General features: G+C 42.9%; 13 protein-coding genes. 8 read left to right on the top strand and 5 right to left on the bottom strand.

What is annotated here, in order from left to right:
* Window positions 1–20 precede the first annotated feature (20 nt).
* Entirely contained in the window at window positions 21–3,209 is a 3,189-nt protein-coding gene (locus GLO7428_RS11365; protein WP_015188690.1) for a filamentous hemagglutinin N-terminal domain-containing protein, read from the bottom strand.
* Window positions 3,210–3,441: 232 nt separating this feature from the next.
* Complete coding sequence (locus tag GLO7428_RS11360; RefSeq protein ID WP_015188689.1) at window positions 3,442–3,621, bottom strand: hypothetical protein; 180 nt, start codon at window positions 3,619–3,621, stop codon at window positions 3,442–3,444.
* Between the two features lie 951 nt (window positions 3,622–4,572).
* Here GLO7428_RS11360 and GLO7428_RS11355 point away from each other — a divergent pair.
* From GLO7428_RS11355 to GLO7428_RS27840, 7 genes are all read left to right on the top strand, one after another.
* Window positions 4,573–6,165, top strand: coding sequence for a cytochrome b5-like heme/steroid binding domain-containing protein (locus GLO7428_RS11355; RefSeq protein ID WP_015188687.1), 1,593 nt, complete (start codon window positions 4,573–4,575; stop codon window positions 6,163–6,165).
* A gap of 72 nt (window positions 6,166–6,237) precedes the next feature.
* Window positions 6,238–7,488 carry a type III polyketide synthase gene (locus tag GLO7428_RS11350; RefSeq protein WP_015188686.1) on the top strand — a complete coding sequence of 417 codons (1,251 nt, stop codon included), beginning with the start codon at window positions 6,238–6,240 and terminating at the stop codon, window positions 7,486–7,488.
* Window positions 7,489–7,669: 181 nt separating this feature from the next.
* Complete coding sequence (locus GLO7428_RS11345; protein WP_015188685.1) at window positions 7,670–9,382, top strand: cyclic peptide export ABC transporter; 1,713 nt, start codon at window positions 7,670–7,672, stop codon at window positions 9,380–9,382.
* A 97-nt stretch (window positions 9,383–9,479) separates the two neighbouring features.
* Window positions 9,480–9,677, top strand: coding sequence for a hypothetical protein (locus GLO7428_RS11340; protein ID WP_015188684.1), 198 nt, complete (start codon window positions 9,480–9,482; stop codon window positions 9,675–9,677).
* A gap of 63 nt (window positions 9,678–9,740) precedes the next feature.
* Window positions 9,741–10,424 carry an efflux RND transporter periplasmic adaptor subunit gene (locus GLO7428_RS29010; protein WP_231295584.1) on the top strand — a complete coding sequence of 228 codons (684 nt, stop codon included), beginning with the start codon at window positions 9,741–9,743 and terminating at the stop codon, window positions 10,422–10,424.
* Entirely contained in the window at window positions 10,354–11,085 is a 732-nt protein-coding gene (locus GLO7428_RS29005; RefSeq protein WP_231295583.1) for an efflux RND transporter periplasmic adaptor subunit, read from the top strand. Before GLO7428_RS29010 ends, GLO7428_RS29005 begins: the two co-directional genes overlap by 71 nt.
* A gap of 17 nt (window positions 11,086–11,102) precedes the next feature.
* A complete protein-coding gene (locus GLO7428_RS27840; RefSeq protein WP_155823694.1) occupies window positions 11,103–11,249 on the top strand; it encodes a hypothetical protein in 147 nt (48 codons plus the stop codon).
* A gap of 136 nt (window positions 11,250–11,385) precedes the next feature.
* Here the strand turns inward: GLO7428_RS27840 and GLO7428_RS11330 are convergent, their stop codons facing one another.
* The 3 genes from GLO7428_RS11330 to GLO7428_RS11320 all read right to left on the bottom strand — a co-directional run bounded on the left by GLO7428_RS11330 (window position 11,386) and on the right by GLO7428_RS11320 (window position 15,416).
* Window positions 11,386–12,300, bottom strand: coding sequence for an alpha/beta fold hydrolase (locus GLO7428_RS11330; protein WP_015188683.1), 915 nt, complete (start codon window positions 12,298–12,300; stop codon window positions 11,386–11,388).
* Between the two features lie 116 nt (window positions 12,301–12,416).
* The gene (locus GLO7428_RS11325) at window positions 12,417–13,964 is read right to left on the bottom strand and encodes a gluconokinase (protein ID WP_015188682.1); all 1,548 of its coding nucleotides are present in this window, start codon (window positions 13,962–13,964) and stop codon (window positions 12,417–12,419) included.
* Between the two features lie 105 nt (window positions 13,965–14,069).
* Window positions 14,070–15,416, bottom strand: a complete 1,347-nt coding sequence (locus GLO7428_RS11320; protein WP_015188681.1) for a gluconate:H+ symporter — start codon at window positions 15,414–15,416, stop codon at window positions 14,070–14,072.
* Between the two features lie 485 nt (window positions 15,417–15,901).
* On the opposite strand from GLO7428_RS11320, the gene GLO7428_RS11315 reads away from it, so the two are divergent.
* The gene (locus GLO7428_RS11315; protein WP_015188680.1) at window positions 15,902–16,216 is read left to right on the top strand and encodes a hypothetical protein; all 315 of its coding nucleotides are present in this window, start codon (window positions 15,902–15,904) and stop codon (window positions 16,214–16,216) included.
* The last annotated feature ends 33 nt before the right edge of the window (window positions 16,217–16,249 follow it).

Here is a 16,249-nt window from a genome sequence, read left to right as displayed (position 1 = left end):
TACTAGAAGTTGCAGAAGAATTAGGAACACTCACGACTTAGAACAAGCTGACCATTTGGTAATCGATACGCGCCTTGCGGTTCTACAATTGGATCGCCAATTTGCCAAGGACGACTAGCATCAGGAGCGCGATCGCCTGATACTGAACGTACAGTACCCGTTGGATAGGATGAAGCTGTCGTATCTCCTGGGCGTGTCGGTAAGCCACCACTAGCTGTGATGATGAAGTTACCTTGTTGGCGATCGCTACCACGAGCAATGCAACTATTAGCAACTAACGTGCCAGTGTCAATTACATTTGCTGGCAACTCAGTTAAGCTGTTTTGTACGAGAGTGGTGTCTGGAGTAGTGATGTTACCCGAAGCGATCGCGCCAGTAGCATTAACATCAACTCGGTCATTGCCATCGAGAATAGCATAATCCGTCCTTGAAGCACCTGGGCGGTAGCCAAAGCCAAAGAAGACAGGCGTATTCAACGTAATGTTACCGCCTTGACCTTCAGCAGCAAATGCCAAAATATCACTGTCTTCAAACGCAATGATTGAGTCCGCAGTTATGTTAATATTACCCCCACTTCCCGCGCTGCTGGTGAGGTCTGTTCTAATGTCACTATCATTGCGCAGACGGATGTCACTTGCAGCGATCGTAATGTCGCCACCCCCAGAAAGAGTCGCAGCGGTAGTAATTTCGCTATTGTTGGCATTTAATTCACCTGTGGCATTAATTTTAATAGTGCCTGCACGACCTGTACCTTGGCTTTGGGCAGATATCTGAGCATTATTGATTAAGTTAAGGTGTGTTGTGTTGATGTTAATACTGCCACCGTTTCCACTAGAGTTGAAGGTAGTGTTAGCGAAGATGCCGCTAGCAGAACCCTGATTGCTCACTACATCCTGGCTAAACTGAGCAAGACGACTAGTAAAAGTGGGATCGCTGCCAGAAATAGTGATGTTATCTGCAATATCTAAGATAATGCTACCTGCACTTCCGCTACTACGAGCCGTGGTTAATATTTGCCCGCCATTGGTAGCTTCAAAGTCACTAGCGTTAATAGTAATGTTCCCCCCGTTACTAGGATTAGAAGTTTGAGCATTAACAACTGCACCATCTGCAATGCGAAAGGTAGGAGTATTGACTACAATATTTCCGCCTTGACCACTAGCCCCTACTTGAGTACTTGCAAACAGTCCGCTAGAAAACCCCTCGGTTTGAAAACCCACAGAAGGGTTAGCAAGATTAACTACAGGAACAGGAAATTTAAAAGAACTAACGCCGGTGATACTTACAGAATCAGAAGCATTTAATCGAATAGTTCCTCCATTTCCCTTACCACCAAAGATTTCACCTTGTTGTCCAATAACGGCAACAGCGATCGCAGAACCGCTTGTTAAAGAGAGAGTTTGTGTTTGAATATCAATATTGCCGCCGTTACCCTCTGCTCCTGATTGAACATTAGCGAAAATAGCACCAAGGTTGGAGAGAGAAACAGAGTCTTTAGCTTGCAAAGATATGTTTCCAGCATTTCCTTGACCAAGTGTTTCTGTTGAAAGCGCAGCACCATCACTTAAATAAAATGAGTTAGTTTGAATACTAATGTCACCACCCTGCCCTACTGCTTTTATACCTACAAGGCTATCAATAGCACTTAAATAAGGAATATTTAAACCTCTAAACGGAAAAAGATAGACTCCAGTAAGAATAACAGCATCACGAGTATTAATATACACATTGCCAGCCTTTCCTGTTCCAAATGTACTAGCACTCAATCGCGCGCCATCAGTAATTGATAGGGTTTCGGCTTCAATATTTATGTTGCCACCTCTCCCTTTTGCGTTGATATCCACCCTAGTGAGCGCACCACTAGCAAGACCGTTTCCTCTCACCCTTGCAAACGTAATGTTGTCTCTAGCTTTGATCTGTATATCACCTGCGTCTCCTGCTCCAGCGGTAAGCGTAATAATTTGAGCGCCATCGGTGACAGCTAGCGTTCCAGCGTTAATCTCAATATCACCTCCTCTTCCTACAGCTTCAGCTTGTACGCTACTAAAGAGACTACTAGAGCGGCTATTGTCACTTTTACTCACCCCAGCGATCGCCACATCATCACTAGCTTCGATCTGCAAATTACCTGCATTCCCTCTTCCAAAAGTAGTTGTCACTAATTGAGCGCCATCAAAGAGAGAAAGTGACCGAGTAACAATGTTGATATTGCCACCATTACCGATAGCGCCCTGCTGTACTACATTTGAAATTGAAGTTAATTCGTCTGCAAGAGTTATTTCACCTGTCGCATTGATATTAATATCTCCTGCTTGATTGTCAAGTGAACCCAATCCTGGTAATATTCCTGCTCGTACTCGGCTAGCTGCTAACACTTTTAGATTACGAGAGTTAATGGCAATGTCACCACCACTGCCAGCGCGAACATCAACTTCAGACTGTTCAGTAAGCGATATATCTCCTCTAACAATATCGTCAGAAAAACCCAAGCGGAGTATACCTTCATCTACATTTAGTCCTACTGCTCCCACTCCTGCTACACTACTTAACTCGATGCGACCACCTGGAGCAAATAGCTTTCCGGTAGCTAGCCCAATATTGCCGCCCAATAATAACAAGCTTTTACCAACAGGAACTAGCAAACCTAATCGAGATTGGTTAATAATCGGTTGGGCAGCAATTTGATTGAACAGAAAAGCAGAGGGGTTGACACTCAGCAACGAATTATCCGCAGCCACAGGTGAATTTTGCGAAAACTCTGCATCACCAGGAAACTGAATCGCATTCGCAGTTGTTGCCACAAAGGAACCGCCAAGGTCTAGCTGTGCATTTGATCCATATAAAATGCCATTGGGATTCATTAAAAATAGATTCGCATTACCCTCTGCCCGAATTAGTCCTTGAATATCTGAAGGATTACCACCCGTGACTCGTGCCAAAATATTGGCAACTGTAGGCGCATTGACAAAGTGTGCAGTTCCACCATTGGGAATACTGAAATTACTGAAACTGTGAAAGAGATTTTTGCCACCAACGGTTGTACCATTCGTAATTTCAAAGGTATCGCCGTTGACTGTAACTGTTGTTCCTACTGAAGGATCGGCAGTGACTTGAGCTACGGTGCGATCGCCTCCTCCTACCACCCCAACAAAAGCTATCCAACCCAATAACGTCAACTGCCAACGCCAACCGAACCAGTTTCTCGTCATCACCGACTTGGTTTCCTTAACAAATTATTTTTTATAGCGAACAAAAATTAAACTGATGATTATGTATAAAATTTAATCAAACCATGCTACGTAAAACCTACAACAAAGTAAGGATGAGCACTATTAATTACTTGATTTCTTAAGATTTTTTATAAAAATACTAACTACTTTTTTTCCACAAAACGAATTACCTTGTCATCTATTTCTGGATATATCGATTTGATTTAAAGCTTTATAGTACAAAGGAAATCTGATGAGTAGTTGGCTGAATGTAGCCTGCTGCTGTGTAATCTCGTCCGAAGACAAACTCGCTGTAGTCAGCAATGTTATCAAGTCCGAGTACGCTCAAAATGATTTCTACAATGAGCCAAATTACTGTTTTAATTAGTAAGTTTTTCCACAAAATATTCATGGGTTTCTATTTGTTGGAAATGAACTAAAGCTTTCTGCTCAATTCAAACAATAGAAGATACATCGTGGTAATACACTTACTATATGTGCACATTTGAGTACCAAGTTAGGGCTGACTGATAGCTCAATTACGACATCGCGATTGCCTAAAACTACATTAGACTTCGCGCATGAATCAGACTAATCCCCGCAAATAAACGTTTTCCATATCTTCTGCCCCAGAATTGGAGGAAACCGAGAGGGGGCAAAGGAATAGAGCATTAGTTTTCCTCAGAATTGAGGACGGAAGTGGCTAGTTTGAGCCAGAAGCTTTTAAAGACTTGACAAGGTAAAAGGCATGTACTGCAAAGCCTAGGTAATTTCTTTTGTCTATACTCAACTGCGCTCCGAATAGGAGTTATTAGTACTTCATAGCCTAGTTTTGGCGAAGAATGCAGCTACTAGTAATCACAGCGATCGCCTCCACTAACAACTCCTGTGCTGATATCAAGTTGATTATGCACTTTTGTGCAATCGTAGTGGCGTAATTTTGCCATGAGAGATCCAAGCTTTGCAATCAAGTTGACATAAAAGATGAATGCATTATCTCAGCGCACACCTTATTGTGTAAATCATATTCAAAGTTATTCCATCTAAAAAGATTCATCTATTTTCTATTAGATAAATCCTCAGTTACTTTCGCTAGCTACTCTGTATAAATAACCATGAGTAAACGCATATAAGCAACAAGCGATCGCTAAATTTTTACTAGTTCACTTAAAAGTTAGGAGGCTTTATGTACGCTAATTTCTGGTCAATTTTTCTAACTGTTAGTTTATTGATTGAATCGATTCCCAGCTTAGTAATTATCGCATTAGCGCTAAGAACCAATAAAAAGAAGTCGCAATTACACAAAGAAGCTTACTGAGAGTTTATGAGGACAGCTTACAACATTAAGGAGCATTAGAAAAATATGAATGCAATATCACAGGTTTTTAAGACCACACAAATCTTTAAGCTTAGAAAAAATGAACAAGAATCTCCCGCGTCTGTTGTTCAAGATCCAGGCATCAAAGATACTAGCGATCGGGTAATAGACGAGCAGAATACTACGGGCGATCGCATTCCTAATTCGCCTCCAAAGAATTTGAGTGGTTCACCTGAGTTCACGAGTAAAGAGATGCCCAGCGTATGGATTTACGACGGAGAGGCATACGATTTATCTGACTTCATTAAGAAGCATCCAGGCGGTGAATTCTTCATTGGACGTATGAAAAATAGAGACATTACGGCACTCGTTAATATCTTTCATCCTAATCCCGAAAAGGTTAAAAAACTTCTTAAGAAATATGCTTTAGGAAGAAAAGCCACTCGCGAAGACTTTCATCCCAAATACAACGCTCCACCCTTCTTATTTCGTGATGATTTTGATGGTTGGAGAGATACGCCAAAGTTTGATTTTCAAAACAAAGAGCAACTTCTAAATAAGGTTAAAGCAAGGCTTAATCAGCCAGAAATGAAAAAAAAGCTTGCTGAAATGGACTTTCTTTTTGATGCAGTCACCGTCATTTTATTCATTGTCTATATCCTTGTGCAAGCGCTGCAATTGAACACGCAGTATATGCCAATTTATCTCTTTGTTCCACTCATGGCGGCTCTCAGAATCTCGCTTTCAGGGGCTGGTCACTACTTCAACCATCGAGCACAAGTCCGCTGGAATAAACTATTTGCGCACATCTTTGATATTAACTACGTTCCCATGTCCTTCGTCGTTATTGACGGTCATAGTTTGATGCATCATCCATATACTCAGAGCGACGTTGATGTCAAGCAAAATGTCTTCACAGCAATGATGGAACTGCCTCGTTACTATCGAATTCCACTTCATACTGTACACAAGTTAGGGCACGTTCTCACGGGTATGTTCGTTCGCACAATCGAGATGTGTACATATGCCATCAAGTATGGCGTAAAAGACTTCTATGGCTCTTGGCAACGAGGTTTACCGCATTATGTAGGCATGATAAGTATGCGAATCCTGCTGTTTGCTGAGTTGTTACTGTTTTGGCTGCACGGCGATCTCACAGCTTGGTTTGCACAATTTATTCTCACTGTGTGGATCAGTACCTTCATGATTGTTGCTAGTCACGATTTTGAAGAGGAAACAACTGATGTGAGTGAGGAACAAGACTGGGCAGTATCGCAAATTAAAAACTCCTACGATCTCACGATGGTTGGTAACAAATACATTGATTGCTTTCTGTCAGCAGGTCTGAGTCCACATCGCGTCCACCATGTTCTTCCTTATCAAAGAAGTGGTTTTGCCAATGTTATTAGCGAAGACCTTGTCCGCGAAGAAGCAGAAAAATTTGATATTGTTTGGTCGCAGCCTAAGAACTTCTTTATCGATCGCCTGCCAATCTTAGTGAAACATTACTTGTTTGGTCCATCACGGTGGGCAAAAGAAAAGAACATTGGACTATTGAAAGAACATCTTCACCTACAAGCATTACGAACATCAGCGGAATATCTCTACAAAGGCATTGTTGGTATCGGTTCAATTTAACGAGAAGCAAGATGTTACAGGACTTCTGAAATTGAAATTTATAGCAGTAAGTAAAAAAAGGAGAAAGCTTGTATGAATACTAAAGTTATCGAAATGAACAAAGCAGCACATAGCCGACCTTTTGTTGCACCAACGCAGATGAAAGCAAACCAGATTCTTGATGAACTTTGTGTGATTAGGTCAAAGCGGCTACTACCCACGATTGAGAGCATTGCAACTGGCACTCCTAATAATGTCATTCGCCAATCTGATGCGGCTAAATTTGTGGCTAACTTCCCTACCTTAGAGCAAAATCAATTCCGGATCGAGAAGCTTTATAGCAATACTCGCATTGACACAAGACACTTAGCAGTCAACTTGCTATCCGATGAAGCGATCGCGCTAAGCGGACACAACATACCGATTCAGTCGCGGATGCAGATGTTTCAGGAGTATGCAGTTCCCTTAGCTGAGCGAGTTGCAAAACAAGCACTCTTATCTGCCACTGCAAGTATCGATCCTGACGATCCTTGGCAATCAGAGTTGAAGATTGAAGATTCGATCCGCCTGATCGTTTTTGTATCGAGTACAGGCTTCGTTGCACCAGGAGTAGATACCGCATTAATCGAAAAGCTTGGACTAAGGCGCGATATCGCTCGCGTTACCGTGAATTTTATGGGTTGTGCAGCGGCAATGAATGGACTGCGTGTTGCCTGCGATCATGTACGGGCTAATCCTACGCACAAAGCGCTTGTCGTCTGCTTGGAACTCAGTTCAGTCAACGCAGTGTTTGCCGATGAAGTCAATGATGTTGTTATTCATAGTATTTTTAGCGATGGGTGTGCGGCAGTGGTGATCGGAGCGTGTGAAGAAGATCGCGCGATCGCTCAAGGTAAAGTCGTGATTCGAGATCACCTCAGTTATCTAGTTGAAGATACTCAAGATGGTATCGTTCTTGGCATCCACGATAATGGCATTACTTGTCAACTTTCGCGCCAGCTACCGGAATATATCGAAACTGGTGTAGGTCCAATTATCGAACGTTTTCTAGCCAGCCATGCGCTAACGAAAGAGAGTATCGATCTTTGGGCGGTTCATCCTGGTGGTACGCGCATTATTGAAAAGGCACAGCGTTCTCTTGGACTGAGCGATCGCCAAGTTGCTGATAGTTGGGAGATACTTCGTCAGTATGGCAATATGCTTAGCCCCTCAGTACTGTTCGTTTTAGAACGGATGTTGCAGCGATGCGAGCAAGATTCAACCGAAATGAAGCCATTGACTGGAATTGCCTTTTCATTTTCACCAGGAGTTGGGGTGGAGGGGATTTTGTTTCAGAAGGTTTAGTGAGCAAGTTACCTTGCGGTGCAGGGGTGCAGGGGAGAAATTATTTGTAGTTTGTCTTGAGTGAATTGGTATGACCGGCAAAAGTCATATCTTGAGCAGGCATGAACGGCACCTCTGCGACTGACAAAAGTTCTTGGCTCGTTTATCCAGGCAAATATCACGCTATAGGAAGGACACAGGCATGAGATTTATTCGATTTCTTTGGGATATATCGTGGCGGAATATCTTGATTGCAACGATTGCAGGTTTAATTAGTGGTAGTGGCAATGCGATGCTCATTTCACTGATTAATCGAGCGGTCAATCAAGCATCACTTCCTAACGCATTGCTTTATTTTGCGGCATTGGCTCTTTTTGTTCTTGTCACGAGTATTATCTCGCAATTCATGCTCATTAATCTTTCGCAAAATGCAATTTATCAGTTGCGATTGCGATTAGGTCAAAATATCTTATCTTCTCCTTTACAGCATCTAGAAAAACTTGGAGAAAATCGTCTACTCGCCACATTGACAGATGATGTTCGCGTCCTGTCGCACGCCGTTTCTGCTATTCCTAACCTCTGTATCGACCTTGCTACAATTTTTGGCTGCTTAGTTTACTTAGCTTGGTTATCAAATACGATATTTGTGTTGACGATCGCCTTCACGTCGATTGCCATTTGGTGTACTCAAGCGAAACTCGGCAAGGCGCGGCATCTGTTCGCGGCAGCCCGTGAAGAAGACGATAATTTATTCAAACATTTTCAAGCTATTACTACGGGAATTAAAGAACTAAAACTGCACAAGTCAAGACGAGAAGATTTTTTCGCGAAGAACTTGCAGGGAAGTGCCGCAAAACTGCGTCAGAAAAACAGTACTGCAATGAAAAGTTTTGCGATCGCCAACGGGTTAGGGCAGTTTTCGCAGTTCACAAGTTTGGCATTTATTGTTTTCATCTTGCCTTGGTTTATTTACATTCCCATGCCGATGCTATCCACCTATGTCTTGACTAGTACCTTTATCGCTATACCAATGCAAAACCTCTTGAAGCGATTACCCGATCTCGTGCAAGGCAATATTGCTTTACAGAAAATTGAAAGAATGAAGCTGTCCTTAGCTAATCAAGCCGAATTTGATTCTGTTGATTCCGACAACATCAATCATCATTGTCTACTCGAACTCGATGCAGTGACTTATATGTATCAACCAGAGAACGAACCAAATGAGATGCGTCCTCCTCATCGTCATCAAGGTAGTGGTAGGTTAATGCATCATGCAGATGTTGCAGAAAGAGGATTTCTTCTAGGTCCTATCAGTTTGTCCTTGCGAGCGGGAGAAATTACATATATTGTGGGTGGCAATGGAAGTGGTAAATCAACGCTTGCCAAACTTATTGCAGGGTTGTATGTACCTCAAAGTGGCTCAGTATATCTCGATCGAGTACCGATCTCAGAGCAAAACCGCGAGTGGTATCGCCAGCATTTTTCTGTAATCTTTTCTGACTTCTATCTTTTCGATCGCTATCTAGGATTCAATCATGTGAATTTAGATCGCGAAGTTGAAAGTTATCTCAAGCAATTGCAGTTAGACCACAAGGTACAAGTAAAAAATGGTATTTTATCGACAACTCGCCTTTCTCAAGGACAACGAAAGCGCCTTGCTTTATTAACAGCTTATCTTGAAGATCGTCCGATTTATTTATTCGATGAATGGGCTTCTGACCAAGACCCATTCTTCCGCGACCTCTTTTACAAAGAGATTCTTATCAAGCTAAAAGAACGCGGTAAAACAGTTTTGGTTATTACTCACGACGACCGTTATTTTCACCTTGCAGATCGCATAGTTAAACTCGACTATGGCAAGGTTGAATCAAATTATATTCCACTATCTCTTACCAAAAATAAGCCCCTGGGTTAACCAACGTCAGTGAAGAAATTTGAGCGAAGCAGCCGTAATGCAGAGCAAAATTGAGTAACTGTGCAGAATCAGTATAAAACTTAGTTGAAGTAAAAATATGAACGCGAGTGAACAGACAATTAATCAGAAAATTTGCGAGCAAATGACTCAGGTGCAAGCAGGTTTGGAAAAAGTCATAACAAAAATCTTTGAACAAGCGGGTAGCAAAATTCAATTGGAGAAACGCGAACAAGTTGAAAAAGCAATTAAAGGTACTAAGCAAATTCTAGAGCGTTTTAAGAGTAAGTATGCTTAAGCGGTTCTATTACGTAATTTTTATAGATAAAAGCTCGCATCATTGAATTGATGAATAGTGGATATGGCTTTTGATTCTCTCGATCCCAGCAATTACCCGAATCTACTCGGTTCAACTGACTCCACGCCCTCGCTTCAAACTGTCAAAAAACTGAGAATTACAAAATGGCTATTTGGATTAACTCTATTTCTGATTGCAGGTGGTAGCTATCTTGTCTATCGCCAATTTATGCCCCAACAGCAAGCACAACCCATGGCAGCGGTGCCAGTCGAACAGACGAATTTAACGATCGCAGTTTCAGCCAATGGCACTGTCGAACCGGAGCAGACGATCAATGTCAGTCCTAAAACGGCAGGAATTCTGAAAAGCCTGTTGGTGAAGGAAGGTGATTTTGTCAGCAAGGGACAAGCGATCGCCTACATGGATGACTCTGATTTACAGGGACAACTCGCGGTTGCTCAAGCTAATTTAGCGAAACTGCTAGCAGGAAATCGCAAAGAAGATATTGCCCAAGCCCAAGATGATTTGCGCCGCAATCAAGAACTTTTTACAGCAGGGGCAATTTCTCGCCAAGCTTACAACCAAGCTAGCACCGCTCGCGCTACGGCTCAAGCCCAAGTAATCGAAGCACAGCAAGCTCTCGCGCTGTCTCAAGCTGGATCGCGCCAAGAAGATATTGCGGCGGCGCGTGCATCAGGTACAGTCGGCGCAAGGTGCGCTACAAACGATCCAGACGCAGATCGCTGATACGGTAATTCGAGCGCCATTTAGTGGAGTTGTGAGTCGCAAGTATGCCGATCCAGGTGCCTTTGTCACGCCAACGACGGCAGGTAGTGCGGTTTCCTCGGCAACTTCATCATCGATTCTGTCATTGGCTGCCACGAATCAGGTTGTAGCCAACGTTGCGGAGAACAACATTTCCCAAATTCGCGTTGGTCAACAAGTCGCGATCGCGGCAGATGCCTATCCTGGCAAAACGTTTCAGGGACGAGTTACGCAAATCGCGACTGAGGCTACCGTGGCGCAAAATGTCACTAGCTTTGAGGTAAAAATTGCGCTCCTTTCCGATTCCGAGAAGCTGTTGCGATCCGGAATGAATGTATCTGTAAAGTTCCAAGTTGGTCAGTTGCAGAATGCGATCGCCGTACCTACAGTTGCGGTTGTGCATCAGCAAAATACCACAGGTGTTTTTGTTGCGAGTGCAAATCAACAACCTGTATTTACTCCCATCACAACCAGAGCAACCGTTAACAATCTTACCGAGGTAAAGACTGGACTAAACGGAACAGAAAAAATATTGATTCAGCTTCCTTCCAAAACTCAATCTCAGTCTAGTATTTCATTGCCAAGTTTAGCAGGTAGCTCTCCAAAGGACGGTCTTCCTGGCGGTGGTCCTCCTCCTCAGTAGTTCAGAGGTGTCAACTCATGACGATATTTTTACCTCACACAATAGTGGTTTCTAAACGCGTTCAGATATCAGCAGGCGAAATCCTATCGATGGCGATCGAGGTACTGTGGTGCAATAAACTCCGTACTGGTTCAGCAAATCACACACCTGTAATCCGCAGGTAACTGGCTATTTTGTTAAGCTAAAGCGTATTTAACTTGCATAATTTAAAATTTTGAGCAAATTTGGAAACCTTCTTCTGCACTCCTGTGCTCTCTTCCTCGTCTGCAATCTAAACTAGCAACTGAAATATTTAACAGCTTAGCGCGATCTCCACATAAAACGATACAAATCGCGGACAAATCGCTGGGGAGATTCGACGTGTAAACCATGTCCAGTTTCGCGGTAGATTTTTAAAGTGGAATTGGGAATTTGAGCTTGGAGGGCTTGTTGGTTTTGCAACGTTACAATACCATCGCGATCGCCCCATAAAATTAATGTCGGTGCTTCGATCTGGTTTAACTGCGTAGCATAATCTTCGACAATCAGCCCTGCTAAAGCTTGTTTCCATACTATCAGTGGCACTTTCAAACTTTCAGAAATCGCAGTATCTAAAAACGCAGGTGGAATCGGTTTATAAAAGGTACTCGCTTGAAATTCGCGGACAAAGCCAGGATCAATCGGCTCGACTAGCGCTTGAATAGTATTATTAAGCTCTTTAATTACTGGGTTTCTCACTGCGGTAGGTGCAGCACCGATCAGCACTAATCGCTGGACGCGTTGCGGATAGTCTACTGCAACTTTGTGCGCAATAAACCCTCCCATTGAATGACCAACAAGAGTAGCTTTGTCGATTTTCAAAGCAGTCATAAACGCCTCAATATCCGCAGCAAAGTCAGCTTGCGTATAACAGCAGGAGGGACGTGAAGAGTTACCATGACCACGTTGGTCAATTGCTAATATGCGAAACTTGTTTGATAACAAAGGTAAATTACGTTCAAATGATCGCCAAGAGTCTGTGTATCCATGTAGGAAAATAATCGCATCTGAATCTTTAAAAGACGGTTGGTTCTCAACGTAATTTAGAGTCACACCATGACTCAACTGCACCTGATTTGACTTCATTACAGATGCTGTAGACTTTGCTGAGGCGGGTTGCAATTTACTACCAAAAAAGAAAGCAGTCGTTCCTAAACTCAACGATAAAAATGTACGTCTACTTAACTGGGGAACCATAAGTGTTCATTCGTAGTTTTATCCAGTTACGATAAACTCTTAGCAAGAACCTTGTCATCCCACTCTGATCGCCATGTAAGTTGAGGATTGAACCTAAGGCTTAAAATGTTTCAGATTCAATTCCTCTTAACTGCTTGGCTTTGATAATCGGCGATCGCACTAAATTCATTTTCTAAGTTTTGATACAAGCGTTCGTACAACGAGAACAGATCGTGATATGTGCTGACTAAATGTGCATTAGGTTTATGACGATAGGTAATGCGAATTAATTTTTGCACGTCAGCGAAAGCGGCGATCGCACCGACACTATACATTGCTAAGACTGCTGCACCAAACCCGCTTCCTTCATAAACTTCTGGCATAAGTACTTCAATTCCAAACAAATCTGCCATTAGTTGTCGCCAAGGAGTCGAACGCGCAAAACCACCCGAAGCACGAATTTCTTTAATATCTCCGGTAAGTTCTTGTAAAGCGACGTTAACGCTGTAAACGTTAAATAAGATGCCTTCTATAATTGCGCGGACAAAATGCGATCGCCCGTGATGTAATCCCACACCAAAAAATAAACCACGTGTTTTCGCATTCCAATGCGGGGCGCGTTCGCCTGATAAATAAGGTAAACACAACAAACCTTCAGCGCCTGGAGAAACTTCCATCGCCGACGCAATCATCAAGTCGTACGGATCTACCCCCAAGTGCTTCGCTTTTGCGACTTCTGGCGCGCAAAAGTTATCGCGAAACCACCGTAAAACAATTCCACCATTATTTGTGGGTCCACCGATAACCCAGTGTTTTTCAGTTAAAGCGTAACAAAACGTTCTTTCTTTCTCATCCGTTAGTGGTGTATCTACAACCGTGCGCACTGCACCACTCGTACCAATCGTAATCGCGACTTCGCCTTTAGCGATCGCTCCAACTCCCAAGTTGGCTAAAACACCATCATTTGCCCCAATCACAACGGGTGTATCAGGTGCAATGCACATAACTTCTGCATAACGTGTTTTCATCCCCCGCAAAACGTGCGTTGGCGAAACGAGTTCACTCAATTGTTCTGCACGTATTCCGGCAAGTTGCAGCGCCTCGGTATCCCAATCAAGCTGTTTTAAATTGAGTAACCCTGTCGCTGATGCGATCGAGTAATCAATCACGTAGCGCTCGAATAATTGATAGAAAATATACTCTTTGATCGAGATAAACTTAGCAGCTTTCTCAAAAACATCTGGGTTCGATTCGCGCATCCACATCAACTTTGTGACAACGGAAACTGGATGAATCGGGCTTCCGGTACGCAAGTAAAGATCGTGTTTCAGATCTTGTTGCTTGAGGAATTCTGTCTGATGAATACTGCGATTGTCTGCCCAAATAATGGCATTTGTTAAAGGATAGTTTTTGGCATCAACGGCGATTAAACTGTGTGTTGCTGCGCTAAAGCCCAAGGCGGCGATCGCCGATTTTGAAATTTCTGCTGCATCTACTGCATCGCGCACTGCTGCAATCACCGCGGAAAAAATTGCTTCAGGGTCTTGTTCTGCCCAAGTGGGTTTGGGGACAATAATTTTATATCCCCGATTCCCCATACCTTTAATTGCACCTGAAGCCGAAAAAACAATCGCTTTTGTACTCGTGGTGCCAATATCAACACCGAGAAAGTAAGTTTGACTCATAGATTTAGGATTAGTCAGTGGGTGAAAATAAACGTAAGTAAATTGGTAACTGGTAATTGGAAATAATATTCATCTAGAATTACCCATTACCCATTCGCTACTTAGTTACACAAAAAAGCTGATCAAAAACACGATCAAAAAGCCCACCAAACCAATGATCGTCTCCATGACTGTCCACGAACGTAGTGTATTTTTCTCAGATAATCCGAGATAACGACTGACTAACCAGAAACCTGAATCGTTAACGTGGGAAAGTACGGTTGCACCGGATGCGATCGCAATTGTAATTAACCCACCCATTGGTGCAGAATAATTCCCTGCTTCGATTGCGGGTGCCATAATTCCTGCGGCTGTTACCATTGATACTGTTGCCGAACCTTGCGAAACTCGTACCGCAGTCGCAATAAGAAACGCAAGAAGAATAATCGGTAAGTTTGATGCCGCCATGACACCGGCTAACGCATCACCGACGCCACTTGTTACCAAAACTCTGCCAAAAACACCACCCGCACCTGTAACTAAAATAATCAATCCTACTGGTTCGAGCGATTTTGTTGCGATAGTTTGAATTTCATCTGGCGTGTAACCGCGTCGAGTTCCTAATAAATAAAACGAAGCAAGCGCCGCAAGAAGTAACGCGGTAAATGGATGTCCTAAAAATCCGAGTAAATTACGGACAAAATTACCTTCTGGTAACAAAATTCCAGAAACAGTATTGAGCAAAATCAGTAAAAGTGGAATTGCAATAATGGCAACGATTATACCAAACGGCGGTGGGTCTTTTGCCACTTCCTTTTCTGGTGCGTCAATGATCATGTATTCTGGCACTTTCACGTGGATTTTCCCGCCGATGTACTTACCAAAGAAGACACCACCGACGATCATTGCCGGTAAACCCGCGATCGCACCAAACAAAATCACCCAACCCAGATCCGCATTAATTAATGACGCAACCGCAACCGGACCTGGCGTTGGTGGAATGTAGCTGTGAGTGATTGCTAACCCTGCGGTTAAGGGAATGGCATAATACAGCAACGATTTTCCAGTCCGTTGCGCTAAACTGTACACCAGCGGAATCAGAATAATTAAACCAACATCAAAGAAGACAGGAATTGCGACTAAAAATCCTGTCAAGCCTAACGCCCACTGCGCGCGATCTTGTCCAAAGCGTCTTACTAAAGTATTTGCTAATTGTTCCGCGCCGCCAGACACGCGTAACATCTCGCCAAACATCGTACCCAAACCAACCACAATCGCAATAAAGCCAAGGGTGTTCCCCATACCTTGTTGAATTGTGCTGGCAATCTCATTTAAAGGTATTCCTGCTGCAACCGCAACGAATAAACTACTCAAGAGCAAAGCTACGAATGCTTGTAGCCTTAAACCCATTACCAGAAACAGCAGTAAGCCGATGCCGAGCATCGCGATTAGAATTAATACACCAGGTGACATAATTGCAGCTTAAAAGCCCCCCTCAACTCTTTTTTTATGCGCAACAATGTTGCAATACAGCTAAATAGTGGGGTCAATTTTCTTTATGAAAATGATTATTATTCACTAAAGCTTTGATACTCAAGCAACCCAAAATTGGTTGTAACCGTGACCAACAACTTGAAAGCGATCGCTTGTTGTTTCTACCTGAGCTAAAGTTTAGTACCACTAGGCTGAAAGCCCGTTACGCTGTACCCAAATGCAGAATCACTCTGCTCACTAATTAATTTCACTTATAAATAATATTGTTAAAACTTTATTTACCTCGGTCATCTACCTAGAGAGATTAATCTAAAGATAGAGTGAATTTTTATCAGGTCTTGCTAGCTCAAGAATAATACTTGCAGCATTAGACCTAACGCCGTGTATTAACCTGACTAAGCAGGAATAGAGCGAATCTTAGTTTATTAAAACTTTTGTTTATTTAATGTAGAATCTACTATTTTATGGCAAGTAACTCCGAGACAGATATCCGCGTTTCAGCTACCGGCAAAATCTGGGGCTTTGCGACAGGTATGCTTGCGATCTGCATTCCGTTAGTCCCTGTTACTAGAAGTGGTCCTATTCTGCCATTAGCGGTAGTGACAGGTGCCGCTATTGGTACAGTTGCCGTTTGGCGTAGCTCAGATAATGACGCAAGTAACAATTTGGCAAATAGTATCAAGAACTTAGAACAGCGAGTCGCTGATTTGGAAACAATTTGTAGTTCGCAAGAAATTGAATTACAGCGAAGAATTCGGCGGTTAGATACAGAAGATTGAGTGCCAAAAAGCGTTCTGTCAAAGTCCTTCTAC

The sequence above is a fragment of the Gloeocapsa sp. PCC 7428 genome, from assembly GCF_000317555.1.
GTDB lineage: Bacteria > Cyanobacteriota > Cyanobacteriia > Cyanobacteriales > Chroococcidiopsidaceae > Chroogloeocystis.
The sequence above is the reverse complement of the archived record's forward strand: the minus strand, read 5'-3'. Positions and strand labels throughout refer to the sequence as shown.